The 22,089-nt window shown below is 69.1% G+C and carries 21 protein-coding genes and 1 pseudogene; 18 read left to right on the top strand and 4 right to left on the bottom strand.

Annotation, left to right across the window (positions count from 1 at the left end):
• The first annotated feature begins 12 nt into the window (after positions 1-12).
• The 3 genes from ACZK5N_RS07425 (at position 13) to ACZK5N_RS07415 (ending at position 3,833) form a co-directional block, all read left to right on the top strand.
• Entirely contained in the window at positions 13-1,275 is a 1,263-nt protein-coding gene (locus ACZK5N_RS07425) for a sugar ABC transporter substrate-binding protein (protein ID WP_459017480.1), read from the top strand.
• A gap of 96 nt (positions 1,276-1,371) precedes the next feature.
• Entirely contained in the window at positions 1,372-2,946 is a 1,575-nt protein-coding gene (locus tag ACZK5N_RS07420) for an ABC transporter permease subunit (protein ID WP_459017479.1), read from the top strand.
• On the top strand, positions 2,946-3,833 hold the full coding sequence (locus ACZK5N_RS07415) for a sugar ABC transporter permease (RefSeq protein WP_459017478.1): 888 nt from the start codon (positions 2,946-2,948) through the stop codon (positions 3,831-3,833). Before ACZK5N_RS07420 ends, ACZK5N_RS07415 begins: the two co-directional genes overlap by 1 nt.
• Positions 3,834-3,880: 47 nt before the next feature.
• On the opposite strand, the gene ACZK5N_RS07410 is transcribed toward ACZK5N_RS07415, so the two are convergent.
• Positions 3,881-4,534 (bottom strand): helix-turn-helix transcriptional regulator, encoded by a 654-nt coding sequence (locus ACZK5N_RS07410; RefSeq protein ID WP_459017477.1) that lies wholly within the window; start codon positions 4,532-4,534, stop codon positions 3,881-3,883.
• Between the two features lie 55 nt (positions 4,535-4,589).
• On the opposite strand from ACZK5N_RS07410, the gene moaA reads away from it, so the two are divergent.
• The 10 genes from moaA to ACZK5N_RS07360 all read left to right on the top strand — a co-directional run bounded on the left by moaA (position 4,590) and on the right by ACZK5N_RS07360 (position 17,422).
• Positions 4,590-5,609, top strand: coding sequence for a GTP 3',8-cyclase MoaA (gene moaA / locus ACZK5N_RS07405; RefSeq protein WP_459017476.1), 1,020 nt, complete (start codon positions 4,590-4,592; stop codon positions 5,607-5,609).
• 86 nt (positions 5,610-5,695) lie between these two features.
• Positions 5,696-6,280 (top strand): molybdenum cofactor guanylyltransferase, encoded by a 585-nt coding sequence (gene mobA, locus ACZK5N_RS07400; RefSeq protein WP_459017475.1) that lies wholly within the window; start codon positions 5,696-5,698, stop codon positions 6,278-6,280.
• A gap of 53 nt (positions 6,281-6,333) precedes the next feature.
• A complete protein-coding gene (locus tag ACZK5N_RS07395; RefSeq protein ID WP_463624754.1) occupies positions 6,334-10,047 on the top strand; it encodes a nitrate reductase subunit alpha in 3,714 nt (1,237 codons plus the stop codon).
• Positions 10,047-11,627: a nitrate reductase subunit beta gene (gene narH, locus ACZK5N_RS07390; RefSeq protein ID WP_463624753.1), complete on the top strand. Its 1,581-nt coding sequence runs from the start codon at positions 10,047-10,049 to the stop codon at positions 11,625-11,627. Before ACZK5N_RS07395 ends, narH begins: the two co-directional genes overlap by 1 nt.
• Positions 11,624-12,238, top strand: coding sequence for a nitrate reductase molybdenum cofactor assembly chaperone (narJ, locus tag ACZK5N_RS07385; RefSeq protein WP_459017472.1), 615 nt, complete (start codon positions 11,624-11,626; stop codon positions 12,236-12,238). The genes narH and narJ overlap by 4 nt, the downstream gene beginning before the upstream one ends.
• Positions 12,235-12,993 (top strand): respiratory nitrate reductase subunit gamma, encoded by a 759-nt coding sequence (gene narI, locus ACZK5N_RS07380; protein WP_463624752.1) that lies wholly within the window; start codon positions 12,235-12,237, stop codon positions 12,991-12,993. Before narJ ends, narI begins: the two co-directional genes overlap by 4 nt.
• A 39-nt stretch (positions 12,994-13,032) precedes the next feature.
• Positions 13,033-14,376, top strand: coding sequence for an MFS transporter (locus ACZK5N_RS07375; protein ID WP_463624751.1), 1,344 nt, complete (start codon positions 13,033-13,035; stop codon positions 14,374-14,376).
• Positions 14,373-15,761: an MFS transporter gene (locus tag ACZK5N_RS07370; protein ID WP_463624750.1), complete on the top strand. Its 1,389-nt coding sequence runs from the start codon at positions 14,373-14,375 to the stop codon at positions 15,759-15,761. The genes ACZK5N_RS07375 and ACZK5N_RS07370 overlap by 4 nt, the downstream gene beginning before the upstream one ends.
• Before the next feature lie 22 nt (positions 15,762-15,783).
• Entirely contained in the window at positions 15,784-16,200 is a 417-nt protein-coding gene (locus ACZK5N_RS07365; protein WP_463624749.1) for a molybdenum cofactor biosynthesis protein MoaE, read from the top strand.
• Positions 16,169-17,422, top strand: a complete 1,254-nt coding sequence (locus tag ACZK5N_RS07360) for a molybdopterin molybdotransferase MoeA (RefSeq protein ID WP_459017467.1) — start codon at positions 16,169-16,171, stop codon at positions 17,420-17,422. Before ACZK5N_RS07365 ends, ACZK5N_RS07360 begins: the two co-directional genes overlap by 32 nt.
• 63 nt (positions 17,423-17,485) lie before the next feature.
• Here the strand turns inward: ACZK5N_RS07360 and ACZK5N_RS07355 are convergent, their stop codons facing one another.
• Both ACZK5N_RS07355 and ACZK5N_RS07350 read right to left on the bottom strand, forming a co-directional pair.
• Positions 17,486-17,968, bottom strand: coding sequence for an SRPBCC domain-containing protein (locus ACZK5N_RS07355; RefSeq protein ID WP_459017466.1), 483 nt, complete (start codon positions 17,966-17,968; stop codon positions 17,486-17,488).
• Between the two features lie 2 nt (positions 17,969-17,970).
• Positions 17,971-18,315, bottom strand: coding sequence for an ArsR/SmtB family transcription factor (locus ACZK5N_RS07350; protein ID WP_459017465.1), 345 nt, complete (start codon positions 18,313-18,315; stop codon positions 17,971-17,973).
• Between the two features lie 79 nt (positions 18,316-18,394).
• Here ACZK5N_RS07350 and moaC point away from each other — a divergent pair, with 79 nt between their 5' ends.
• Positions 18,395-18,871 (top strand): cyclic pyranopterin monophosphate synthase MoaC, encoded by a 477-nt coding sequence (gene moaC / locus ACZK5N_RS07345; protein ID WP_459017464.1) that lies wholly within the window; start codon positions 18,395-18,397, stop codon positions 18,869-18,871.
• Positions 18,872-18,880: 9 nt separating this feature from the next.
• Here the strand turns inward: moaC and ACZK5N_RS07340 are convergent, their stop codons facing one another.
• The gene (locus ACZK5N_RS07340; protein WP_463624748.1) at positions 18,881-19,429 is read right to left on the bottom strand and encodes a MogA/MoaB family molybdenum cofactor biosynthesis protein; all 549 of its coding nucleotides are present in this window, start codon (positions 19,427-19,429) and stop codon (positions 18,881-18,883) included.
• An 82-nt stretch (positions 19,430-19,511) separates the two neighbouring features.
• Here ACZK5N_RS07340 and modA point away from each other — a divergent pair, with 82 nt between their 5' ends.
• From modA to ACZK5N_RS07320, 4 genes and pseudogenes are all read left to right on the top strand, one after another.
• Positions 19,512-20,228, top strand: coding sequence for a molybdate ABC transporter substrate-binding protein (modA, locus tag ACZK5N_RS07335; RefSeq protein WP_463624747.1), 717 nt, complete (start codon positions 19,512-19,514; stop codon positions 20,226-20,228).
• Positions 20,229-20,257: 29 nt separating this feature from the next.
• Positions 20,258-21,007 carry an ABC transporter permease gene (locus tag ACZK5N_RS07330; RefSeq protein WP_463624746.1) on the top strand — a complete coding sequence of 250 codons (750 nt, stop codon included), beginning with the start codon at positions 20,258-20,260 and terminating at the stop codon, positions 21,005-21,007.
• Between the two features lie 79 nt (positions 21,008-21,086).
• Positions 21,087-21,425 (top strand): annotated as a pseudogene (locus ACZK5N_RS07325) (ATP-binding cassette domain-containing protein); the annotation flags it as partial.
• 54 nt (positions 21,426-21,479) lie between these two features.
• Positions 21,480-22,070: a TOBE domain-containing protein gene (locus ACZK5N_RS07320; RefSeq protein ID WP_463624803.1), complete on the top strand. Its 591-nt coding sequence runs from the start codon at positions 21,480-21,482 to the stop codon at positions 22,068-22,070.
• The last annotated feature ends 19 nt before the right edge of the window (positions 22,071-22,089 follow it).

Here is a 22,089-nt window from a genome sequence, read left to right as displayed (position 1 = left end):
GGAGTTACACACATGCGCAAGAGCCTTCTCGCCGCCGCTGCGGCCGGGCTTTCTCTGACGCTGGTCGCCTGTGGCGGCGGCACGTCGAGCACCACCTCCCCTTCCGCTACGGATGCTGCCTCCAGCGCCGCGAGCAGCGCTCCGGCCGAGAGTTCCGCCCCCGCGGCCGCCGGCACCCTGACCGTCTGGGTCGACGAGACCCGCATCGACGCGTTCAAGTCCCTGGGCGAGTCCTTCCTGGCCGCCTCGGGCGTGACGCTCGACGTGGTCCAGAAGCCCACCGCGGACGTCAAGACCGACTTCATCGCCCAGGCGCCCACGGGTGAGGGCCCCGACCTCATCGTCGGCGCGCACGACTGGACCGGTGACCTCGTCAAGAACGGTGTCGTCGCCCCCGTTGAGCTCGGTGACCAGGTCTCGGGCTTCAACGAGGTGGCCACCCGCGGCTTCACCCTGGAGGGGCAGCTGTACGGCGTCCCCTACGCCATCGAGAACATCGCCCTCGTCCGCAACAACGCCATGGTGCAGGACACCCCGGCCACGTTCGACGAGCTGATCGCCCAGGGCAAGGATGCTGAGGGCGCCGAGTTCCCCATCGTCATCCAGCAGGGGCCCGGCGGCGACGCGTACCACCTCTACCCGCTGCAGACGTCCTTCGGTGCGCCGGTGTTCAAGACAGACGCCAACGGCGACTACACCGCTGAGCTCGGGATGGGCGGGGAAGAGGGCCTGGCGTTCGCCGAGTACCTCAAGAAGCTCGCGGCGGAGAAGGTCGTCTCCTCCTCGCTCGACGGTGAGACCGCCAAGCAGGCCTTCATCGACGGCAAGACCCCCTACATCATCACCGGGCCCTGGTGGACCGGAGACTTCGTGGGCGCGGGCATGGACATCTCCGTGCTGCCCGTCCCGTCGGCCGGCGGCCAGCCCTCCGCGCCGTTCGTCGGCGTGCAGGGCGTGTTCCTGTCGTCGAAGTCCGAGAACACCCTGCTCGCCTCGCAGTTCCTGGACTACATGGCCAGCAAGGAGGCCCAGGACGCCATGTTCGAGCTCGGCGGCCGCATGCCGGCCCTGACGGAGTCGGCTGACGCCGTCGCCGACGAGATCCTGGCTGGCTTCGGTGAGGCAGGCAAGGACGGCCAGCCCATGCCCGCCATCCCCGAGATGGGTGCTGTCTGGGAGTTCTGGGGCGGCGCTGAGGTGAGCATCATCACCGGCAACGCGGAGCCCGCCGCGGCGTGGAACGCCATGGTCGAGAACATCGAAGCCAAGTTCTGATCACCTGACCCGTAGGTCACCATCCTCCGGGGGTCGGGCAGCTGAGGCCGCCCGACCCCCGGTCCATACTCGCAGCGAAGCGAAGGTTGAACTCCCTTGAGCAACTCCACGACACCGCGGTCGCCGAGGCTCTCCCATGCGCGGGACCTCTCGCGCCCGGGCTTCTATGTGAAGCTCGTCCTCATGATGCTGGTCAACGCGTTTGGCCTCTACGGCATCATGGCCAGCTATGGCCAGCAGGAGTGGGGCGTCCTCGTCTTCCTCGTCCTCACTCTCATCGTCGTCGACTACGTGTACTTCTCGAAGCGTGCGATCCCGGCCAAGTACCTCGTGCCGGGCCTGATCTTCCTGATCGTGTTCCAGGTCTACGTCATGGTGAACACGGCCTACGTGGCCTTCACCAACTACGGTGACGGGCACAACGACACCAAGCAGCCCGCCATCACCCAGATCATGAAGACCTCGGACCGTCGGGTCGAGGGCACGCCCACCTATCCGGTCACGGTGTACGACCGTGACGGCCAGATCGGCTTCGCCATCGTCGACGGCGAGCAGGCCAAGGTCGGCGACGCCGAGTCCCCGCTGGCCGACGCCCCGGACGCCGTCGTCGACGGCGGCAGGGTGACGGAGGTCCCAGGCGCGACGGTCCTCCCGCTCGCCGAGATCCAGCTGCGCCAGGACGAGGTCCTCGGCCTGAGGGTCAGCGTCTCCGACAACCCCGACGACGGGTGGCTCCGCACTGACAACGCGGCCATGGCCTACGTCGCCAAGTCGCTCCTCGCCTACGACGAAGCCGCCGACACGTTCACCGACGCTGAGGGGAAGGTGTACACGGCCGACGACAGTGTGGGTCAGTTCGTGGCCGACGACGGCCGCACCCTGACCCCCGGATGGCGGGTGGTCGTGGGGTTCGAGAACTTCTCGCGCATGTTCACCGATTCCCGGCTGGCCGGCCCGTTCCTGTCCTCCATGGCGTGGACGTTCGCCTTCGCCATCCTGTCGGTCCTCACCACGTTCGCGTTCGGACTGCTCCTCGCGGTGGTGTTCAACGACCCGCGCGTCAAGGGCCGCACGCTCTATCGAGCCCTGTTCATCCTCCCGTACGCCTTCCCCGGGTTCCTCGCGGCTCTGGTGTGGCGCGGTCTCCTCAACCAGGAGTTCGGGTTCATCAATCAGGTCCTCCTGGGCGGGGCCAGCATCCCGTGGTTCACGGACGGCAACCTCGCCAAACTGGCCATCCTGGGCGTCAACCTGTGGCTCGGATTCCCGTACATGTTCCTGGTCACCACCGGGGCGCTGCAGTCCATTCCCCAGGAACTCACCGAGGCCGGGATCATGGACGGCGCGGGACCGTTGCGCCGGTTCTGGGGCATCACGCTGCCCCTGCTGCTGGTCTCGGTGGCGCCGCTGCTCATCGCGAGCTTCGCGTTCAACTTCAACAACTTCTCGCTGATCTACATGCTCACGGGCGGCGGACCCAACTACTCCGGGGCTCCGGTGCCCGTCGGCGAGACCGACATTCTCATCTCGATGGTCTACGCCATCGCGTTCGAGGGCGGCAACCGGCAGTACGGCCTGGCCAGCGCCATGTCGATCGTCATCTTCCTGGTGGTCGGCTTCATCTCCTGGCTGGGATTCAGGCAGACCCGCAAGCTTGAGGAGATCATGTGATGGCCAGGAAACTCGCCAACGGCGACAACGATGTGCGTCTCCATGGGGGCAGGTGGTGGGCCCAGGTGGGGTGGAAGCATGTCTTCGGGATCCTCGTGATCGCCTACTGCACCTTCCCGCTGCTGTACGTGTTGTCGGCCTCGCTCAACACCAACGGCACGCTCACCGGCTCGCTGCGGCTGTTCACCAGCATCACCGGCGAGCACTACGCCGAGCTGATGACCACGGACTACCCGCGATGGGCGCTCCAGTCGTTCTACGTCAGCAGCGTCACCGCGGTCGGCACCGTCCTGATGGGGGCCGCCGCTGCCTACGCCTTCAGCCGGTTCAGGTTCAAGGGACGGCGCGGTGGGCTCACCGCGCTGCTCATCATCCAGATGTTCCCGCAGATGCTGGCGTTCGTCGCCATCTTCCTGCTGGCGCTCACCCTGGGTGAGATCTTCCCGTTCCTCGGCGTCGGGTCCCACCTCCAACTGATCGCCATCTACCTCGGTGGCGCGTTGGGGGCCAACACGTTCCTCATGTACGGATTCTTCAACACCATCCCCATGGAACTCGACGAGGCCGCCAAGATCGACGGCGCCACGCACGCCCAGATTTTCTGGGGAATCATCATGCGGCTCGTCACACCCATCCTCGCGGTGGTGGGGCTGCTGAGCTTCGTCGGGTCCTACGGCGAATTCATCTTGGCAAAGATCGTGTTGGCCAGGCCCGAGAACTACACCCTGGCCGTCGGTCTGTACGTGTGGGGCTCGGACGAGCGCAACGCGCCCTGGTCGCTGTTCGCGGCGGGCGCGGTGCTGGCGGCCATCCCGATCATCGTGCTGTTCATGTACCTGCAGCGCTACATCGTGGCCGGCCTCACCGCCGGCGGCGTCAAGGGCTGACGAGACCCCAGACCGATCCACGCCGGTCGGCGGGCTCCGAGAGGGGCTCAGCCCTCCGGCGTGGTCCCGTGTGCGGGGGGTCCGTGCAGCGCGAGGTGACACACGCGGGGGCCCACCTCGATCCGATCCGCCACCAGGTCGCTCCCGGTGGCGCCGAGGTAGCCGTCGACGAAGCCCTGATGGATGGCGCAGACGACGGGCAGCTCGCGCAGGCCCACCTCCGCGCGGAACGGGCACCGGGTGAAGGTGAGGTGGCCCCCCGTCGCGGAGGTGCTGAAGCCGCGCTCGGCCAGGTGCAGGACGAGTCCGGCGATGGGATCCTGCGGGACTCCCTCCGGCCCGGTCATCGACCGTCCCCAGCCCCGTCCGGCCTCCTCCGCCAACCGGGAACCGTCCGGCAGCGTGGTGACGAAGTTCTGGATGAGGACCTCCGCCAGCTCCATCAGGTGGGAGTTGGTCACGTTGGGGGAATCGCTGGTGGCGGCGAACAGCAGCGGCGGGCGCCCGGTGTGGCCGAGTGGGGCCGCGGCGCTGACGGCGTAGCCGGCGTCCCGGAGCCCCTCAAGATGGAAGCGCGCCGAGTTGCGGTGCAGCCCGAGCTCGTCGGCCACCTCCGCCACCGCCATGGGGCCCGGCGCGGACTGCAGCAGGGCGAGGACCCGGGTCCGGGTCGGCCCAAGTCCGTGCGGGTCTCTGCTCATCGATCCAGTTTCGCATGCGCGCCGAGGGCTAGCCCTCTCGGGGTAGCATGCGCCCATGCAGGAGGCACGGTTGTCGGACAGCCACGGGAGGATCGCGCGCGATCTGCGCGTGTCCCTCACCGACCGCTGCAACCTGCGCTGCACCTACTGCATGCCGGCCGAGGGGCTTGCGTGGCTGCCGGCCGAGGAGACCCTGACAGACGACGAGGTGATCCGCGTGCTCCGGGTCGCGGTGGAACGGTTGGGCGTGGCTCGCCTCCGATTCACCGGCGGTGAGCCCCTGCTGCGCCCGGGGCTCGAGCGGATCGTCGCCGGCGCCGCGGACCTGCGGGGTCCCAATGGTCGCCCCGAGCTGGCGCTCACGACCAACGGGCTGGGCCTGGACAAGCGGATCGGCGGGTTGGTCGCGGCGGGACTGGACCGGGTCAACATCTCCCTGGACTCCCTCGACGCCGCCCGGTACGCGCGGCTCGCCCGGCGTGACCGTCTGGATGACGTGCTGGCCAGCATCGCTGCCGTCGACGCCGCCGGACTGCGCCCGGTGAAGGTGAACTCGGTCATCATGCGCGGCGAGAACGAGGCAGACATCGTGCCCCTGGCCGAGTTCTGCCTGGCCCGCGGCTATCAGTTGCGCTTCATCGAGCAGATGCCGCTGGGTCCGCAGCACGAGTGGGACCGGTCCCGCATGGTCACCTCGGACGAGATCCTGGCGCAGCTGAGGACCCGCTTCGGGCTGACCCCGCTCGATGAGCCGCGCGGCGCGGCGCCCGCCGAGTTGTGGCGCGTCGCACCCGACGACCGACAGCCGGGCGGGACGATCGGCGTGATCGCCTCGGTCACCAACCCCTTCTGCGGGGCCTGTGACCGGACGCGCCTCACCTCTGACGGGCAGGTGCGCACCTGCCTGTTCTCCCGCACCGAGACCGATCTGCGCGCCATCGTCCGCGGAGGCGGCTCAGATGAGGACCTCGTGGCAGCCTGGACCGGCGCGCACGCCGCCAAGCCCAGGGCGCACGGCATCGACGACGCCGGATTCGTTCAACCCGCCCGCACGATGAGCGCCATCGGCGGATGACGAGAGGAACCTCATGGAGATCCGCTTCTTCGCCGGAGCCGCCGAGGCGGCCGGCGTGGACTCGCGCTTCGCCGGCCACTAGGCCGATGCGCCTCGCCGTGGTCCTCGGCGGCGGCCGGTCCTCGCGCATGGGTACGGACAAGCTCGAGCTCACCGTCGGGGACCGTTCCCTGCTCCAGCGCACCTGCGACGCGGCCCTCGGCTGGGCCGATCGCGTGGTCGTCGCCTCCCCCCGGCGCGCCGGGTTCGGGGACCCGCGGGTGTCGTTCGTGCTGGAGGAACCGCCGTTCGGGGGACCGGTGGCGGGGATCGCGGCGGCCGTGGACGCGTTGCCTGGGGAGGCGGAGGAGGTGATGCTCCTCGCTGGGGACCTGGCGAACCCGGACGCGGTCGTCGCCGCCCTCGCGGCGGCCGTGATGGCTCCCGACGGCGTGGTGCTGGAGGACGCCGAGTCCTGGCCGCAGTACCTCGCCGGCCGGTACCCGGCAGCCGCGCTGCGGCGGGCCGTGGGGGAGGTACCGGCGCTGCGCGACGTGTCTGTCCGGCGGCTCTTGGGAGGGCTGCAGGTGGCGCGGGTGCGGGCGCCCGCCGACGTCACGCGGGATGTCGACACGCCTAGTCAGGCCGTCGTCGCGGGAGTCGATGCGGTGATCTACGACGACACGTCATAGTTTTTTCCCAGAAGTTTGGACGTTTGTCCCCATGGCATGGAAAGCTGACGCCCATGAGCACCGATTCCGCGCGCATTGACGGCCCCGCCTCTGATGCCCTGCTGAAGCTTGGCCGGTTCTTCACCCGCTGGGACGGCACCGACGACGGCCGCGCCGTTTTCCGGCAGGGGGGCCGCGCGGGCGATGTCTTCTACCGCGACCGCTGGAGCCACGACAAGGTGGTCCGCTCAACCCACGGCGTCAACTGCACCGGCTCCTGCTCGTGGAAGGTCTACGTCAAGGACGGGATCATCACGTGGGAGGCGCAGCAGACGGACTACCCCACCACCGGCCCGGACCGGCCGGAGTACGAGCCCCGCGGATGCCCCCGTGGGGCCGCGTTTTCGTGGTACACCTACTCGCCCACCAGGGTGCGCTACCCCTACGGTCGCGGCGTCCTCATCGAGATGTACCGCGAGGCGAAGAAGCGCCTGGGTGACCCGGTGGCCGCGTTCCGCGAGATCTCGACGGACCCGGTCAAGCGTCGCAGGTACCAGCAGGCACGCGGCAAGGGCGGCCTGGTGCGCATCTCGTGGGAGGAGGCTCTCGAGATCTCGGCCGCCAGCTACGTCAACACCATCAAGTTCTACGGCCCGGACCGCTGCGTCTCGTTCTCGCCGATCCCGGCGATGAGCATGGTCTCGCACGCCATCGGCACCCGATTCACGCACCTCATCGGCGGCGCGATGACCAGTTTCTACGACTGGTACGCGGACCTCCCCGTCGCCTCACCGCAGGTGTTCGGCGACCAGACGGATGTGCCGGAGTCCGGCGACTGGTGGGACTCCACGTACCTCATGATGTGGGGCTCCAACGTGCCGGTCACGCGCACGCCCGACGCGCACTGGATGGCGGAGGTGCGCTACCGCGGCACCAAGGTGGTCACCGTCAGCCCGGACTACGCGGACAATGTGAAGTTCGCCGACGAGTGGCTGCCCGCGCAGGCCGGCACGGACGCCGCGCTGGCCATGGCCATGGGCCACGTCATCCTCAAGGAGAACTTCGTCGACAAGAAGGTGGAGTACTTCGACGGTTACGTGAAGCAGTACACCGATCTCGGCATGCTGATCACGCTGGTGGACCACCCGGACGGCCACGGCCTGGTGCCGGGCAAGTTCCTCACCGCCGCGGACCTCCCCCTCCACTCGTCGGTCTCCGACGCCGCCTTCAAGACCGTGGTGTGGGACGACGCGACCAGCGGCCCGGCCGTACCCAACGGTTCCATGGGCTACCGCTACTCGGAGGACGGCGCCGGCCTCTGGAACCTGGACCTCGGCGATATCCGTCCCGCGCTCACCCTGCTTGAGCAGGCGGAGGCGGACAAGGTCGAGATCTCCCTGCCCTGCTTCGAGGACCCGAAGGGGGAGGGCAGCATCATCCACCGGGGCGTCCCCGCCCGGATGGTGGAGGGCAAGCTCGTCACCACCGTCTTCGACCTCATGCTCGCCCAGTACGGCGTGGCCCGCGACGGGCTGCCCGGCGTGTGGCCCTCCGGGTACGACGACGCCACCGTTCCCTACACCCCGGCCTGGCAGGCGGAGATCACCTCCGTGCCGGCCGAGGCGTGCCTGCGCATCGCCCGCGAGTTCGCGGCGAACTCGGAGGAGTCGAAGGGCCGCACGATGATCATCATCGGCGCGGGCATCTGCCACTGGTTCCACGCGGACGTCACGTACCGCGCCATCATCGCCCTGCTCATGATGACCGGCTGCATCGGCAAGAACGGCGGCGGCTGGGCCCACTACGTGGGCCAGGAGAAGTGCCGCCCCATGACGGGCTGGTTCAACATGGCCAACGCCACGGACTGGTCACGGCCACCGCGCACCATGATCGGCACGGCCTACTGGTACATGCACACGGACCAGTGGCGCACCGACGGCTTCTCCGCGGACCGGATCAAGTCTCCGCTGTCGACGGGCAGCCTCGACGGGACCCACTCGGCCGACGCGATCGCGCTGTCGCACCGCCTCGGCTGGATGCCCTTCTACCCGCAGTTCGACGCGAACCCGCTGGACCTGGCCGACGAGGCCATCGCCGCCGTCGGCCGCGGGGAGTACGAGACACCGCAGGCCTACGTGGCCGCCAAGCTCAACTCGGGCGAGCTGAAGAGCTCCGTCGAGGACATCGACGCGCCGCAGAACTGGCCGCGCACCATGATCCTGTGGCGCTCCAACCTGTTCGGCTCCTCCGCCAAGGGCAACGAGTACTTCCTCAAGCACCTGCTGGGCACCCACAACAACGTGATGGCCAACGGTCACGGCGCTGAGCTGCGCCCGGACGTGGTGACCTGGCACGACGAGGCGCCCGAGGGGAAGCTGGACCTGCTGATCACCGCGGACTTCCGCATGACCAGTTCGACGCTGCTCAGCGACATCGTGCTGCCGGCCGCCACCTGGTACGAGAAGTACGACCTCAGCTCCACCGACATGCACCCCTTCGTGCACGCCTTCACCCCCGCCATCGACCCGCCATGGGAGACGAAGAGCGACTTCGACGTCTTCGCCGAACTCGCGATCAAGCTCTCCGAACTGGCGAAGGGTCGCCTGGACACCCGCAAGGATCTGGTGGCCGTCGCGCTGCAGCACGACACTCCGGGGCAGATCGCCCAGCCGGGCGGCCACGTGCCGGACTGGCGGGGGACGGACCTGGAGGGGGTGCCCGGGAAGAACATGCCGGTGCTGGCCGTCGTGGAACGCGACTACACGGCCATCGCGGACAAGTTGCTCACCGTCGGCCCCTTGGCGGAGAAACTGGGCTTCACGGTCAAGAACATCACCTACGACGTGGGCCACCAGGTGACCAAGCTGGGCAAGCTGCACGGCGTGTACCCGTCCGGCCCGGCCGAAGGTCGCCCGGCGATCAACACGGACCAGCGGATGGCCGAGGCCATCCTGATGTTCTCCGGCACCACCAACGGCGAGCTCGCGACGCAGGGTTTCCGGGACCTGGAGCGCAAGACCGGACGCAAGCTCGCCGACCTGTCGGAGGGGTCGGAGGAGAAGCAGATCACCTTCATCCAGACCCAGCAGTCGCCGCAGCCCGTGATCACCTCACCGGAGTGGTCGGGCTCGGAGACCGGCGGGCGCCGCTACGCCGCGTTCACCATCAACACCGAGCGGCTCAAGCCGTGGCACACGCTTTCGGGCCGCATGCACTTCTTCCTCGACCACGACTGGATGGCGGACGCGGGGGAGCAGCTGCCGATCTTCCGGCCACCCCTGGACATGGGGCGGGACTACGGCGAGCCGGAACTCGGGCCCAACGGCGAGAAGGCCATCACGCTGCGCTACCTCACGGTGCACAACAAGTGGTCCATCCACTCGGAGTACCAGGACAACCTGTTCATGCTCAGCCTCGGCAGGGGCGGGCCCCAGGCGTGGCTCAGCGTGGCGGACGCCACGAGCATCGGGGTCAAGGACAACGACTGGATCGAGCTGACCAACGCCAACGGAGTGTTCGTGGCCCGCGCCGTCGTCACCCCGAAGCTGCCGGACGGCATCTGCTACGTCCAGCACGCGCAGGAGCGCACCATCGACGTGCCGAAGTCCGAGGCCACCGGCCGACGGGGCGGCATCCACAACTCGGTGACCCGGATCCTGCTGAAACCCACCCACCTCATCGGCGGCTACGCGCACCAGGCGTACGCCTTCAACTACATCGGCCCCACCGGCGTTCAACGCGACATCGTGTCGACGGTGCGCCGCCGCTCCCAGGAGGTCCAGTACTGATGGCCAAGCAGCGTCGCGTGATGGCCCAGGTGGCCATGGTGATGAACCTCGACAAGTGCATCGGCTGCCACACCTGCTCGGTCACCTGCAAGCAGGCGTGGACCAACCGGGCCGGCACCGAATACGTGTGGTTCAACAACGTCGAGACCCGCCCGGGTCAGGGCTATCCCCGCACGTACGAGGACCAGGAGAAGTGGCAGGGCGGCTGGGTCCGCACCAAGTCGGGGCGGCTGAAGCTGCGCTCCGGCGGCCGGTTCAAGAAGCTGCTCAGCATCTTCGCCTCCCCGGTGCAGCCGGAGATGAGCGACTACTACGAGCCCTGGACCTACGACTACGAGAACCTGGTCCAGGCCCCACTCGGGGACGACTTCCCGGTCGCCCGGCCGAAATCGCTCATCACGGGCGAGAACATGGCGATCAAGGCCTCAGCCAACTGGGACGACGCGCTGGGGGGCATCCACGAGTCCGGCCACGATGACCCGATCGTCAAGAAGCTCCTCGAGGACGCCAACCTGCAGATCAAGTTCGAGTACGAGAAGACGTTCATGTTCTTCGTGCCCCGGATCTGCGAGCACTGCCTCAACCCCTCGTGCATGGCCGCCTGCCCCTCCGGCGCCATCTACAAGCGTTCCGAGGATGGCATCGTCCTAGTGGACCAGGACAAGTGCCGTGGTTGGCGGCAGTGCATCACCGGCTGTCCCTACAAGAAGATCTACTTCAACCACCGCTCCGGCAAGGCCGAGAAGTGCACCATGTGCTACCCGCGCCTTGAGGTGGGGCTGCCGACGGTGTGCTCCGAAACCTGCGTGGGGCGGCTGCGCTACATCGGCATCATCCTCTACGACGCGGACCAGGTCACGAAGGCCGCGCTCGCCGATGAGAAGGACCTCTACCAGGCCCAGCTGGACCTGATGCTGGATCCGCACGACCCTCAGGTGATCGCCGACGCCAGGGCCAACGGCATTCCGTCGGACTGGCTGACCGCCGCGCAGAAGTCGCCGGTGTATGCGCTGATCAAGCACTTCAAGGTGGCGCTGCCGCTGCACCCTGAGTACCGCACCATGCCCATGGTCTGGTACGTGCCTCCGCTCTCCCCGGTGGTGGACCTCCTCAAGGAGCAGGGCCATGACTCGGAGGCCGGCGGCAACCTGTTCGGCGCCATCGACGCGCTCCGCATCCCGGTCGAGTACCTGGCGGAGCTGTTCACCGCCGGGGACGCCGACGTGGTGACCGGCGTCCTGCAGAAGCTCGCCGCGATGCGCTCCTACATGCGCGACGTGACGCTCGGCCGCGAGCGGCAGCCGGAATTGGCGCACGCCGTCGGGATGGACCCCTCGGCCATGGAGCAGATGTACCGGCTGTTGGCCATCGCGAAGTACGACGAGCGCTACGTCATCCCGAAGGCGCACGCCGAGCAGGCGCACAACCTTGAGGAGATGGGCTGCTCCCTGGACTTCGAGGGTGGGCCGGGGGCCGGGGGCGAAGGGGTGTTCGGCACGTCATCGGGCCGCGTCGTGCCGGTGGCGATCGAGAGCTTCGCCGACGCCAAGGCGCGCCAGCGCGACGCGAGCGGGGCATGATGTCGGCGGTGGTGTTCCAGGCCGCCGGGCTGCTGCTCAGCTACCCGGACGAGGCGCTGCTGGCCCGGCTGCCGATGATCGAGGACGCGGTGGCCGAGACCGGTGCCGGTGCGCTGTTCGCGCCCACCGTCGCGCACCTGCGCAGCATGCCGATCATGGAGCTGCAGTCGTGGTACGTGCAGGAGTTCGACCTGTCCCGCCGCCACGCGCTGCACCTCACGTACTGGACCGACGGCGACACCCGTCGCCGCGGCGAGGTGCTGGCCGCCATCAAGCAGACCTACCGCGATTCCGGCCTCGTCGTCGACCTCGCGGGCGAACTACCGGACTACCTGCCGATGGTGCTGGAGTTCGCCGCCGTCGGGCATCCCGAACTCGGGCTCAGCCTGCTCAACACCTACCGCGCCAGCCTGGAATTGCTGCGCATCGGGTTGCAGGAGGACAAGCTGCCGCAGGCCGGCGTCGTCGCGGCCGTCTGCGACGCCCTCGGCGGCCCGTCCCCCAAGACCCGTTCCGAGGTGCGTGACCTGCTGGGCGGCCCGCCCAGCGAGACCGTCGGCCTGGAACCCACGTTCCTGCCCTATCCGCAACTGCAAGGGAGCATGCGATGACCACTCTGCTCTGGGGCGTCCTGCCCTACGTCGTGCTGCTGGTGCTCATCGGCGGGCTGATCTGGCGCTACCGGTTCGACCAGTTCGGCTGGACCACCAGGTCCTCCCAGCTCTACGAGTCGAGGCTGCTCAAGATCGGCTCCCCGATCTTCCACTTCGCGCTGATCGCGGTGCTCATGGGGCACCTCGTCGGGCTCCTCATCCCCAAGGCGTTCACGGACTGGATCGGCATCGACCAGCACACCTACCATGCCGGGGCGCTGTACGGCGGCGGCCTCGCGGGGTTTGCGCTCGTCGTGGGCCTGGTGTTGCTGATCTGGCGCCGGCGCTCCACGACGGCGGTGTTCAAGGCCACCACGTGGAACGACAAGATCATGTATCTCGTGCTGGCCACCGTCATCGGCCTGGGCTTGCTGGCCACACTGACAGGCGACACCACGCCCACGGGTGAGGAGCACAACTACCGCGAGACCGTCTCGGTGTGGTTCCGGTCGCTCTTCGTGCTTCAGCCCGACGTCGAGGCCATGGGCAACGCCACCTGGCAGTTCCAGACGCACGTCGTCATCGGCATGCTCCTGTTCGCCATCATTCCGTTCACGCGGCTGGTGCACGCCTTCTCGGCGCCGTTCCACTACCTCTTCAGGCCCTACATCGTCTACCGCTCCCGCGACGACTCCGCCCGTCGATCCGCGACCGTGAAGGGCCGCGGCTGGGACCCCGTCGGCACCCAGGACAACAAGCGCGCGCGGCGCTGACCACCTCCCTGCAGACCCTTCCCCAGAGAGAGCAACCAAGTGAGCAAACACCTCATCGAGGTGGCGCCGGTCCACGACACCGGCAAGGGCGCCGGCCGGGTCATGGTCATGTCCACCCTCGCATTCACGCTGATGTTCGCGGTGTGGCTGATGTTCGGCATCCTCGGCGTCCCCATCCAGAAGGAACTCGGCCTCACGGACGTCGAGTTGTCCTGGATCTCGGCGCTCGCCGTCCTCAACGGCTCCATGTGGCGGCTCCCGGCCGGAATCCTGGCGGACCGCATCGGTGGCCGGAAGGTCACCCTGTTCCTGCTGTTCGCCACCGCGCTTCCGGCCTTCCTGGTGGCCAAGGCGGACAGCTACGGGCTGTTGCTGGTTCTCGCCTTCCTCGTCGGCTTCGCCGGCAACCTGTTCTCCGTGGGCACCACCTGGAACGCCAGCTGGTACTCGCGCAAGCGGCAGGGCCTCGCGCTCGGCGTGTTCGGCGCCGGCAACGTGGGCGCCTCCGTCACCAAGTTCATCGGGCCGCCCCTCATCGCGGGGACGGCCGGGGCCACCTTCGCGTTCGGTATCGAGGGCGGCTGGCGGCTGGTGCCCGTGATCTACGCGGTGCTGCTGGTCATCGTCGGTGTGGCGGTGTGGATCGTCGTGCCGCACGTGGACCGGGCACCGGGCACCAGCAGGAGCGTCCGGGAGATGCTGGTACCGCTCCGGCACATGCGCGTGTGGCGGTTCAGCCTCTACTACGTGGCCGTCTTCGGGGCCTACGTCGCGCTGTCGGCGTGGCTGCCCAAGTACTACGTCGACAACTTCGACGTGAACCTCACCACGGCGGGCCTGCTCACCGCGACCTTCATCTTCCCCGCCTCCCTGCTGCGCCCCGTCGGCGGGTGGCTGAGCGACCACATGGGCGCGCGCAGGGTCATGTACTGGACCTTCGCCCTGATGCTGGTCACCACCGGCATCCTCATGATGCCCAACGGTCACATCGTCATCGACCACGCCGACGGCACCCAGACCCAGCACCTCGCGTACTCGCTGAACCTGTGGATGTTCGCGGTGCTGGTGTTCCTCCTGGGCTGCGCGATGGGACTGGGGAAGGCGGCCGTCTTCAAGCACATCCCCGAGTACTTCCCGGAGAACGTCGGCTCCGTCGGCGGCCTCGTCGGCACCCTGGGTGGCCTCGGCGGGTTCGTCCTCCCGCCCCTGTTCGCCTACACGAAGGTGTGGTCGGGGTTCCCGACCTCCACCTTCTTCGTCCTGTTCATCCTCACCGTCATCTGCGCGGCCTGGATGCACCTCACCATCGTCAAGATGCTGCACGACAAGTCCCCTGAGCTCGCCGGCACCATCGAACTTCCTCTGGAGGAGGCCACAGTATGAGCACCAAGTTCGAGACCAAGGGTGACTGGCTGCAAGCATGGGATCCGGAAGATCCCGAGAAGTGGGACAGCAGGCTCGCCTGGAACACGCTGACCATCACGACGTTCACGCTGACGTTGGCCTTCGTCGCCTGGTTCCTGCCGAGCGCCATCGTGCCGAAGCTCAACGCGCTCGGGTTCACCTTCACGAAGGAGCAGCTGTACTGGATGGCCGCCATGCCCGGCCTGTCCGGCGGCCTGCTGAGGCTGGTGTGGATGGTGCTCCCACCCAAGATCGGCACCCGCAAGATGGTCACGTTGACCACCCTGCTGCTCATCCTGCCGGTCCTCGGATGGGGCTTCGAGGTCACCAACCCCGACGTGCCGTACTGGCGCCTCATGGGCCTGGCGTTCCTCTCCGGCATCGGTGGCGGCGCCTTCTCCGGCTTCATGCCGTCGACGTCCTACTTCTTCCCCAGGCGCATGCAGGGCACGGCGCTCGGCCTCCAGGCCGGCATCGGGAACTTCGGCGTGTCACTTGTCCAGCTCATGACGCCCTGGCTGATCACCTTCGGCATGTTCGGGTTCCTCGGCTCGCAGCAGATGGCGTTCGCGGGCAAGGACCCCGTCACCGTCTGGTACCAGAACTCGGCGTTGGTCTACATCCCGTTCATCATCGTCGGCGCCATCTGGGCCTACATCGCGCTGCGGTCCGTGCCGATCAAGGCCAACATCAAGCAGCAGTTCGACATCTTCTCCAACCAGGACACCTGGTGGATGACGGTCCTCTACATCATGACCTTCGGCACGTTCTCCGGCCTGGCGGCCCAGTTCGGCCTCCTGATGCTCAACCTGTACGGGGCGGGCAACACCGCCATCGTCGAGGGCGCGGGGGCCACCGCCACCATGCTCGTCGACGGCTACACCCTGCCGGACCCGGTGAAGTTCGTGTTCCTCGGCCCGCTCGTCGGTGCCGGGGCCCGCATCGTGTTCTCGCCGTTGACGGACCGGATGGGCGGCGCCATCTGGACGCTCATCTCCGGCATCGGCATCCTGGGCTCGATCCTCTTCACGATTCCGGCGCTCACCCCGGACACCTCCAGCGCCGCCGCGCTGCAGGGCGGTTTCAACCAGTTCCTGTGGGGCATGCTGCTGATCTTCCTGTTCTCCGGGATCGGCAACGCGTCGACGTTCAAGCAGATGCCGATGATCTTCGAGAAGCGGCAGGCTGGCGGCGTGATCGGCTGGACCGCGGCCATCGCGGCCTTCGGACCGTTCCTGTTCGGCGTCGGACTCACCATCATGAGCCCGACGATGTTCTACGCGATCGGCGCTGTCTGGGCCGTGATGTGCATCGCGATCACCTGGTTCCGCTACGCCCGCCCAGGCGCGCCGAAGCCCAGCTGACCCCTCGGGCTAGGGTGTGTGTGTGAAGCAACTCGCAGGGGTGACGGCCGACGACGTCGACGTCGACGCGCTGACGGGGTTCGTCACCGATGACCGCGCGGGCGCCGTCGTCACGTTCGGCGGCATCGTGCGCAACCACGACCACGGGGTGGCGGTCACGGGCATCGAGTACGTCGGGCATCCGACGGCGCAGGCCGTGATGCGGGAGATCGTGGCCGAGTTCGAGGGGCGCGACGGCGTCCACGCGATCGCCGCGCAGCACCGCGTCGGCACGCTGGGCATCGGGGGAGTTGCCCTGTTCGTGGCGGTCGCGGCCTCGCACCGGGCGCAGGCGTTCGGCTGCGCGTCTGACCTGGTGGAGCGGGTCAAGGAGATGTTGCCGATCTGGAAGAAGCAGTTCCTCGCCGATGGCACCCACGAGTGGTCGCAGTGCCCGTGAGCCGTGGCTGCGAATGCTGAGCGTCGAGGGGTACCTGGAGCGGGTGCTGGCGATGGCCGCGCTCCTGCCATCCGAGGTGACGCCCGTGGGTGAGGGTCGCGGACGGGTCCTGACTGAGGACCTGGTGGCGCGGCTGGCGGTCCCCCCCTTCGACAACTCGGCCATGGACGGGTTCGCGGTGCGCGCCGCCGACGCGACGCCCGGCGCCGCGCTGCGCGTGGTCGGCGACGTCCCTGCCGGCGTCACCTCCACCCCGACGGTGGGGCCCGGGGAGGCGGCCCGGATCATGACTGGCGCACCGATGCCGCCGGGGGCCGACGCCGTCGTCCCGGTGGAGGCGACCGACCAGCCGATGGGCGCCGCGCCGCTGCCCGATCGTGTCGTCGTCCACGAGGTGGCGGTGCCGGGCAGGCACGTGCGACGGGTCGGTGAGGACGTGCGCGCGGGTGACGTCGTCCTGCCCTCCGGCGCCATCTGGGGGCCGGAGGCCGCGTCCGCGGCGGCGTCGATCGGCTTCGGGACCGTGCCGCTGCGGCGGAGGCCGCGGGTCGCGGTGCTGTCGACAGGCTCCGAGCTGGCGCCCGCCGGTGAACCGCTCGGCTTCGGCCAGATCCCGGACTCCAACTCGATCCTGCTCGCCGGCCTCGTGGAGAGGTTCGGCGGCCAGGTGGTGCTGCGGCGATCGGTGCCCGACGACGGAGCCCAATTCGCGCGGGTGCTCGACGAGGCCTCCGGCGCAGCAGACGTGGTGGTCACCTCCGGCGGGGTGTCGGTGGGGGCGTTCGAGGTGGTTCGTCAGGTGGTCGAGGGCGAGATCGAGTTCGTCACGGTGGCGATGCAGCCGGGCAAGCCGCAGGCCTGCGGCGCACTGCGCGCCCGGGACGGGCGGGCCGTGGCGTTCCTGGGTCTGCCCGGCAACCCGGTCAGCGTGTTCGTCTCAGCGTGGGCGTACCTGCGCCCGCTGCTGGCCGCTTTCCAGGGCCTGCCCACCCGGTGGCCGTCCGTCGAGCTCCCCGTCGCCGAGGGGTGGCGCAGCCCGCCGGGCCGTCGGCAGTACACGCCGGTGCGCATCGTCGACGGCGCGGTGCTGCCCTCGCACCGGCTCGGCTCAGGCTCCCACCTGGTGGCCTCGCTCCACCTGGCCGACGGCCTCGCCGTCGTTCCAGAGGTGGAGGAAGCCGTCAGTCCGGGCGACGTCGTGGCGGTCCACGTCACCAAATGACCTGAGGAGTGACGTCGGGTGCCGGGTGCGACACCCGACGTCACTGCCTGCGGCGCTCGACAATCAGGCGGCGGGTTCGTCCATGGATCGGCCGGTCTCCAGCAGGGTCTTGAGCCCCGACAGTGCCCACGGCCATCCACCGCCACCGGAGCTCGGATCCGCGCCGCCGGTCACCTCGGCGAGGAGCTGCGGGTTCTTCGTCACGTCGTGGGTGAGGACGAGCTGTGTCAGGCCGCTCGGATACTCGGTGAGCTCCCATGTGACGCGGGTTGCCTCTGCGCCGGGGTACCAGGCCGGCGCCCAGTCAAGGACCAGGCGTCGCGGCTCCTCGATCTCGACCACCGTGCCGCTCACGGCGACGTCTCCCATGCCCATCTGCTTCATCTCGTCGGTGGCCAGATTGCGGTAGTTGCCGCCGGGGCGGGGGTCGATCTCGACGTCGCCGCCGTAGCCCCACCGCGTGGTGTATTCGGATGTGGTGATGGCGTCCCAGACCTTCTGCGCCGGGGCGTCGATGTAGATGCTGTAGATGACGGTGTTGTTCATGATCAGCCTTTCGGAGTGTCGCTCTCGACGACGTGTCTGAGCTGAAGCAGCACGGACGCGATGCCGGCCCGCTCGGTGTACTTGCCGATCCACCGGTCGTGGATCTGCTGGATCGGGACCGGGTTGAGGTGGTGGAGCTTCTCCCGGCCTTGCCTTCGTGTGGTGACGACGCCGGCCTCCTCCAGGATGCGGAGGTGCTTGGCGACGCCGAACCGGGTCATGTCCGCCCGGGTCCGGACCAGGTCCGTCAGTTCCGCGAGCGGGCGGCCGTCCCGCTCGAAGAGCGCATCCATGAGCAACCGACGGATGGGATCCGCCAGCGCCTTGAACACGAGGTCCTCGTCCATGTCCCGAGCATAGGTGACCGAAGGGTCACATATGAAGGGTCGGCTGGCCGGATGTCCGCCGACCTGCCAGGCTTGCGTCATGGAGTTCACCCATCTGGATGCCCGCGGCGAGGCCCGCATGGTCGACGTCACCGGGAAGCAGCCCACGGTGCGCTCGGCCACCGCCGTCGCCTCCGTCCGATGCTCGGCGGAGGTGGTCGCGGCCCTCCGGGGCGGCACGGTTCCGAAGGGCGACGTCCTGGCGGTCGCGCGGGTCGCGGGGATCGCGGCGACGAAGAAGGTGCCGGACCTCCTGCCGTTGGCGCACGTCATCGGCGTCCACGGGGCCGTTGTGGACCTGCAGATCGTGGATTCAGGGGTGTTCATCGAGGCCACCGTCCGCACGGCGGACCGCACGGGTGTCGAAATGGAGGCGCTGACCGCCGTGACCGTCGCGGCGCTGGCCGTCGTCGACATGGTCAAGGGCGTGGACCGCTCGGCCGAGATCGCCTCGGCGAGGATCACGGCCAAGAGCGGGGGGCGCTCCGGTGACTGGACCCGCCCCGTCGGTTCCTGAGCGGTCGGCTCAACTCCACTCCGACGCGGGGGCGACGGTGGGTCGGGCGGTGCTGGAGGGACGGTTGAGGTCGTGGTCCGCGCCGTCGAGCTGGTCCACGATGTGCACCAGCAGTGGGGCCAGGACCGAGAGCGCGTCGCGGGCGCCGCCGCGGGAGCCGGGGGCGTTGTAGACGAACGCCCGGTTGTCGTCGTGGTCGATGACGCCCGCCAGCCCGCGCGACAGCCACGAGAGGGGCGTGTTGGCCGAGCCCAGGCTGCGGACCGCCTCCGCGACTCCGGGGACTTCGTAGCTGATCAGCGACCGGGTTGCCTCGACCGTGACGTCGCGGGGCCCCACGCCGGTTCCACCGGTGGTGATCACCACACGGGCGCCGTCGGCCACGGCGAGCCGGATCTCGGTGGCGATCACCTCCGCCTCGTCCGGCACGATGACGGGTTCCGCCACGTCGAAGCCGAGCTGGGTCAGTGCGTCGCGGATCAACGGACCCGACCGATCCTCATAGACGTCTGTCGACGCCCGATCCGAGCAGGTGATGACGGCGGCACGATAACTCATGGCTCCAGCGTACGGAACCCCTTGACGGTCAGCCAGAGGCCAGGAAACTGCGCGGTCACGACGCAGGTGTAACGTGCCCCCCATGGCGCAGGTGAAGGGGTCCGTCTGGACCGTGCTCCTCGCGTGCGCTGCGCTGGCGTCGTGCGGTGCGGAGCCGGATGAGGCGCCGGTGGTGTTCGCCGCCTCGTCGTTGAGCACGGTGCTCGCAGACGTCAGCCCGGACGCACGGTTCAGCTTCGACGGCTCGGCCGGTTTGGTGGACCAGCTCAGCTCGGGCGCACCCGCCGATGTCTTCCTGTCCGCAGACGGTCCGACGATGGACCGCGCGGTGGACGCGGGGCTGATCGAGGGGGAGCCGCGACCCTTCGCGTCCAACCGCCTCGTGGTCGTCGTCCCCGCCGGCAACCCGGCCGGCGTGACCGGTTTCGACGCGTCGCTCAGTCGCGGCAAGCTCGTGACGTGCGCCCCGGAGGTGCCGTGCGGGGCATCCGCCGTCGCGCTGGCGGCCGCGGCTGGTCTCGAGTTGGCTCCCGTCTCGGAGGAGACCAGGGTGGCCGACGTCCTCGGAAAGGTGGCGTCCGGGGAGGCCGACGCAGGCCTGGCCTACGCCACTGATGCCGCGTCCAGCGACGGCGTCGAGTCCATCGAGATCCCCGGCGCCGACAAGCACGCCAACACCTACTGGATCGCCGTGCTGAGGGATGCGCCGCATCCCAGGGCGGCGCGGGAGTTCGTCGCCTCGGTGCTCGGACCCTGGCAGGACGAGCTGCGGGCCGCCGGATTCGGCCCCCCAGCGTGAGGTCGACGCTCCTCCCCAGGTGGGCCTGGGTGCCGTTCCTGATGGGGATGACGGTGCTGGTGATCCCGATGCTCGGGCTGCTCGTCCGTGCTCCCTGGGGCCGCATGGCCGAGCTGCTCGCCTCGGACAGGGCCCGCGACGCGCTCCTGCTCAGCCTGGGCACCTGCGCTGCCTCGACGGTTATCTGCCTGATCCTGGGCGTTCCGATGGCGCTGGTGCTGGCCAGGTCGTCGGGCGGCTGGGTGGCCGCGGCCCGCACGGTGGTGACGGTGCCGATGGTGCTGCCGCCCGTCGTCGCCGGCCTCGCCCTCCTCGCGACGCTCGGCAGACGCGGCCTGGTCGGCGCTCCGCTGGCCGTCATCGGGATCGAGATCGGCTTCACCACCGCCGCCGTCGTGGTGGCCCAGACCTTCGTGGCCCTCCCCTTCCTGGTGGTCTCGCTAGAGGGGGCGCTGCGGTCCACGGGCACGCACTACGAGCGCGCCGCCGCGCACCTCGGGGCCTCGCCGTCGCACGTGTTCAGGCGGGTCACCCTGCCACTGGCGGCGCCCGCCGTGCTGACCGGGGCGGCGTTGGCCTTCGCCCGCGCGTTGGGGGAGTTCGGCGCCACGCTCACCTTCGCCGGGTCACTGCAGGGCGTGACCCGGACGCTGCCGCTGGAGATCTACCTGCTGCGTGAGTCCGACACCGACCTGGCCGTCGCGCTCGCCGTCGTGCTGCTGACCGTGGCGGCCCTGATCGTCTTCGTCGCCCTGCGCACCGGGAGTCGGGATGTCTGAGGCGATCCGGATCCAGGCCACCCACGCGTCCCGCGGACTCCACCTCGACGTCGTCATCCCGGAGGGCTCGACGGTGGCGGTGATCGGCCCCAACGGCGCCGGCAAATCCAGCCTCCTGCAGCTGATCTCTGGCGAGCTGGCCCCCGACGCCGGGGTGGTGACAGTGCACGGCCGCGACCTCTCCGGCCCGGGCGGGCACGTCCCGCCGCACCTGAGGCGCTTCGGCTACGTGGAACAACGCTCGCTGCTCTTCCCCCATCTCAGCGTGGTGGACAACGTGGCCTTCGGGCTGCGCGCGCGCGGGATCGGTCGCGCGGTCTCAAGGCGGCGGGCGCTCGACGAGTTGGCCGCCGTGGGGTGCCGGGACCTCGCCGACCGGCGCCCTGCGGAGCTGTCCGGGGGGCAGGCGCAGCGGGTCTCGGTGGCCAGGTCGCTCGCCGCCGACCCCGAGGTGGTCCTCCTCGACGAGCCCATGGCCGCGCTGGACGCCACCGTGGCGCCCGAGCTCCGGCGTCTGCTGCGCGAACGGCTGCAGGGCGTGACCACCCTCCTCGTCACCCACGACTTCCTCGACGTCGTGACGCTGGCGGACCGCATGATCGAGCTGGCCGACGGTGCGGTGGTGGCAGAGGGCGCCGTCGACGATCTCGGGGAGCGACCCTCGTCGGCGTTTCTCGCCGGGTTCGTCGGGGTGAACCTGCTCCACGGGCAGTCGCGGGGCGACTCAGCCGTGTGGCTCGACGCGTCGACGGCGATCGCCGGCCTCTCCCGCGACGACCTACCCGCCGGCCCGACCCGCGCGGTGTTCTCGCCGGCGGCAGTCAGCATCTTCCGGGCGGCGCCCCACGGCAGCCCACGCAATGAGCTGCCCGCAACCGTGGTGGGCATCGAGGATCGCTGGCCCGTGCAGCGGGTCACGCTGGAGGTTGCCGGTCAGCGCATCGCCGCAGACCTCACCCCGGCCGCGGTCCGGGACCTGTCGCTGACCCCGGACCTGACCGTGACGGCAGTGGTCAAGGCGACGCAGGTCTCACTCCACCCGGGAGGCGCCACCGGCCCGTGACCGATGGGCGCGCGTCACC

It is taken from the genome of Tessaracoccus pujii (genome assembly GCF_055326215.1).
Note: the sequence above shows the minus strand (reverse complement) of the source record. Positions and strands in the feature narration are given on the sequence as shown.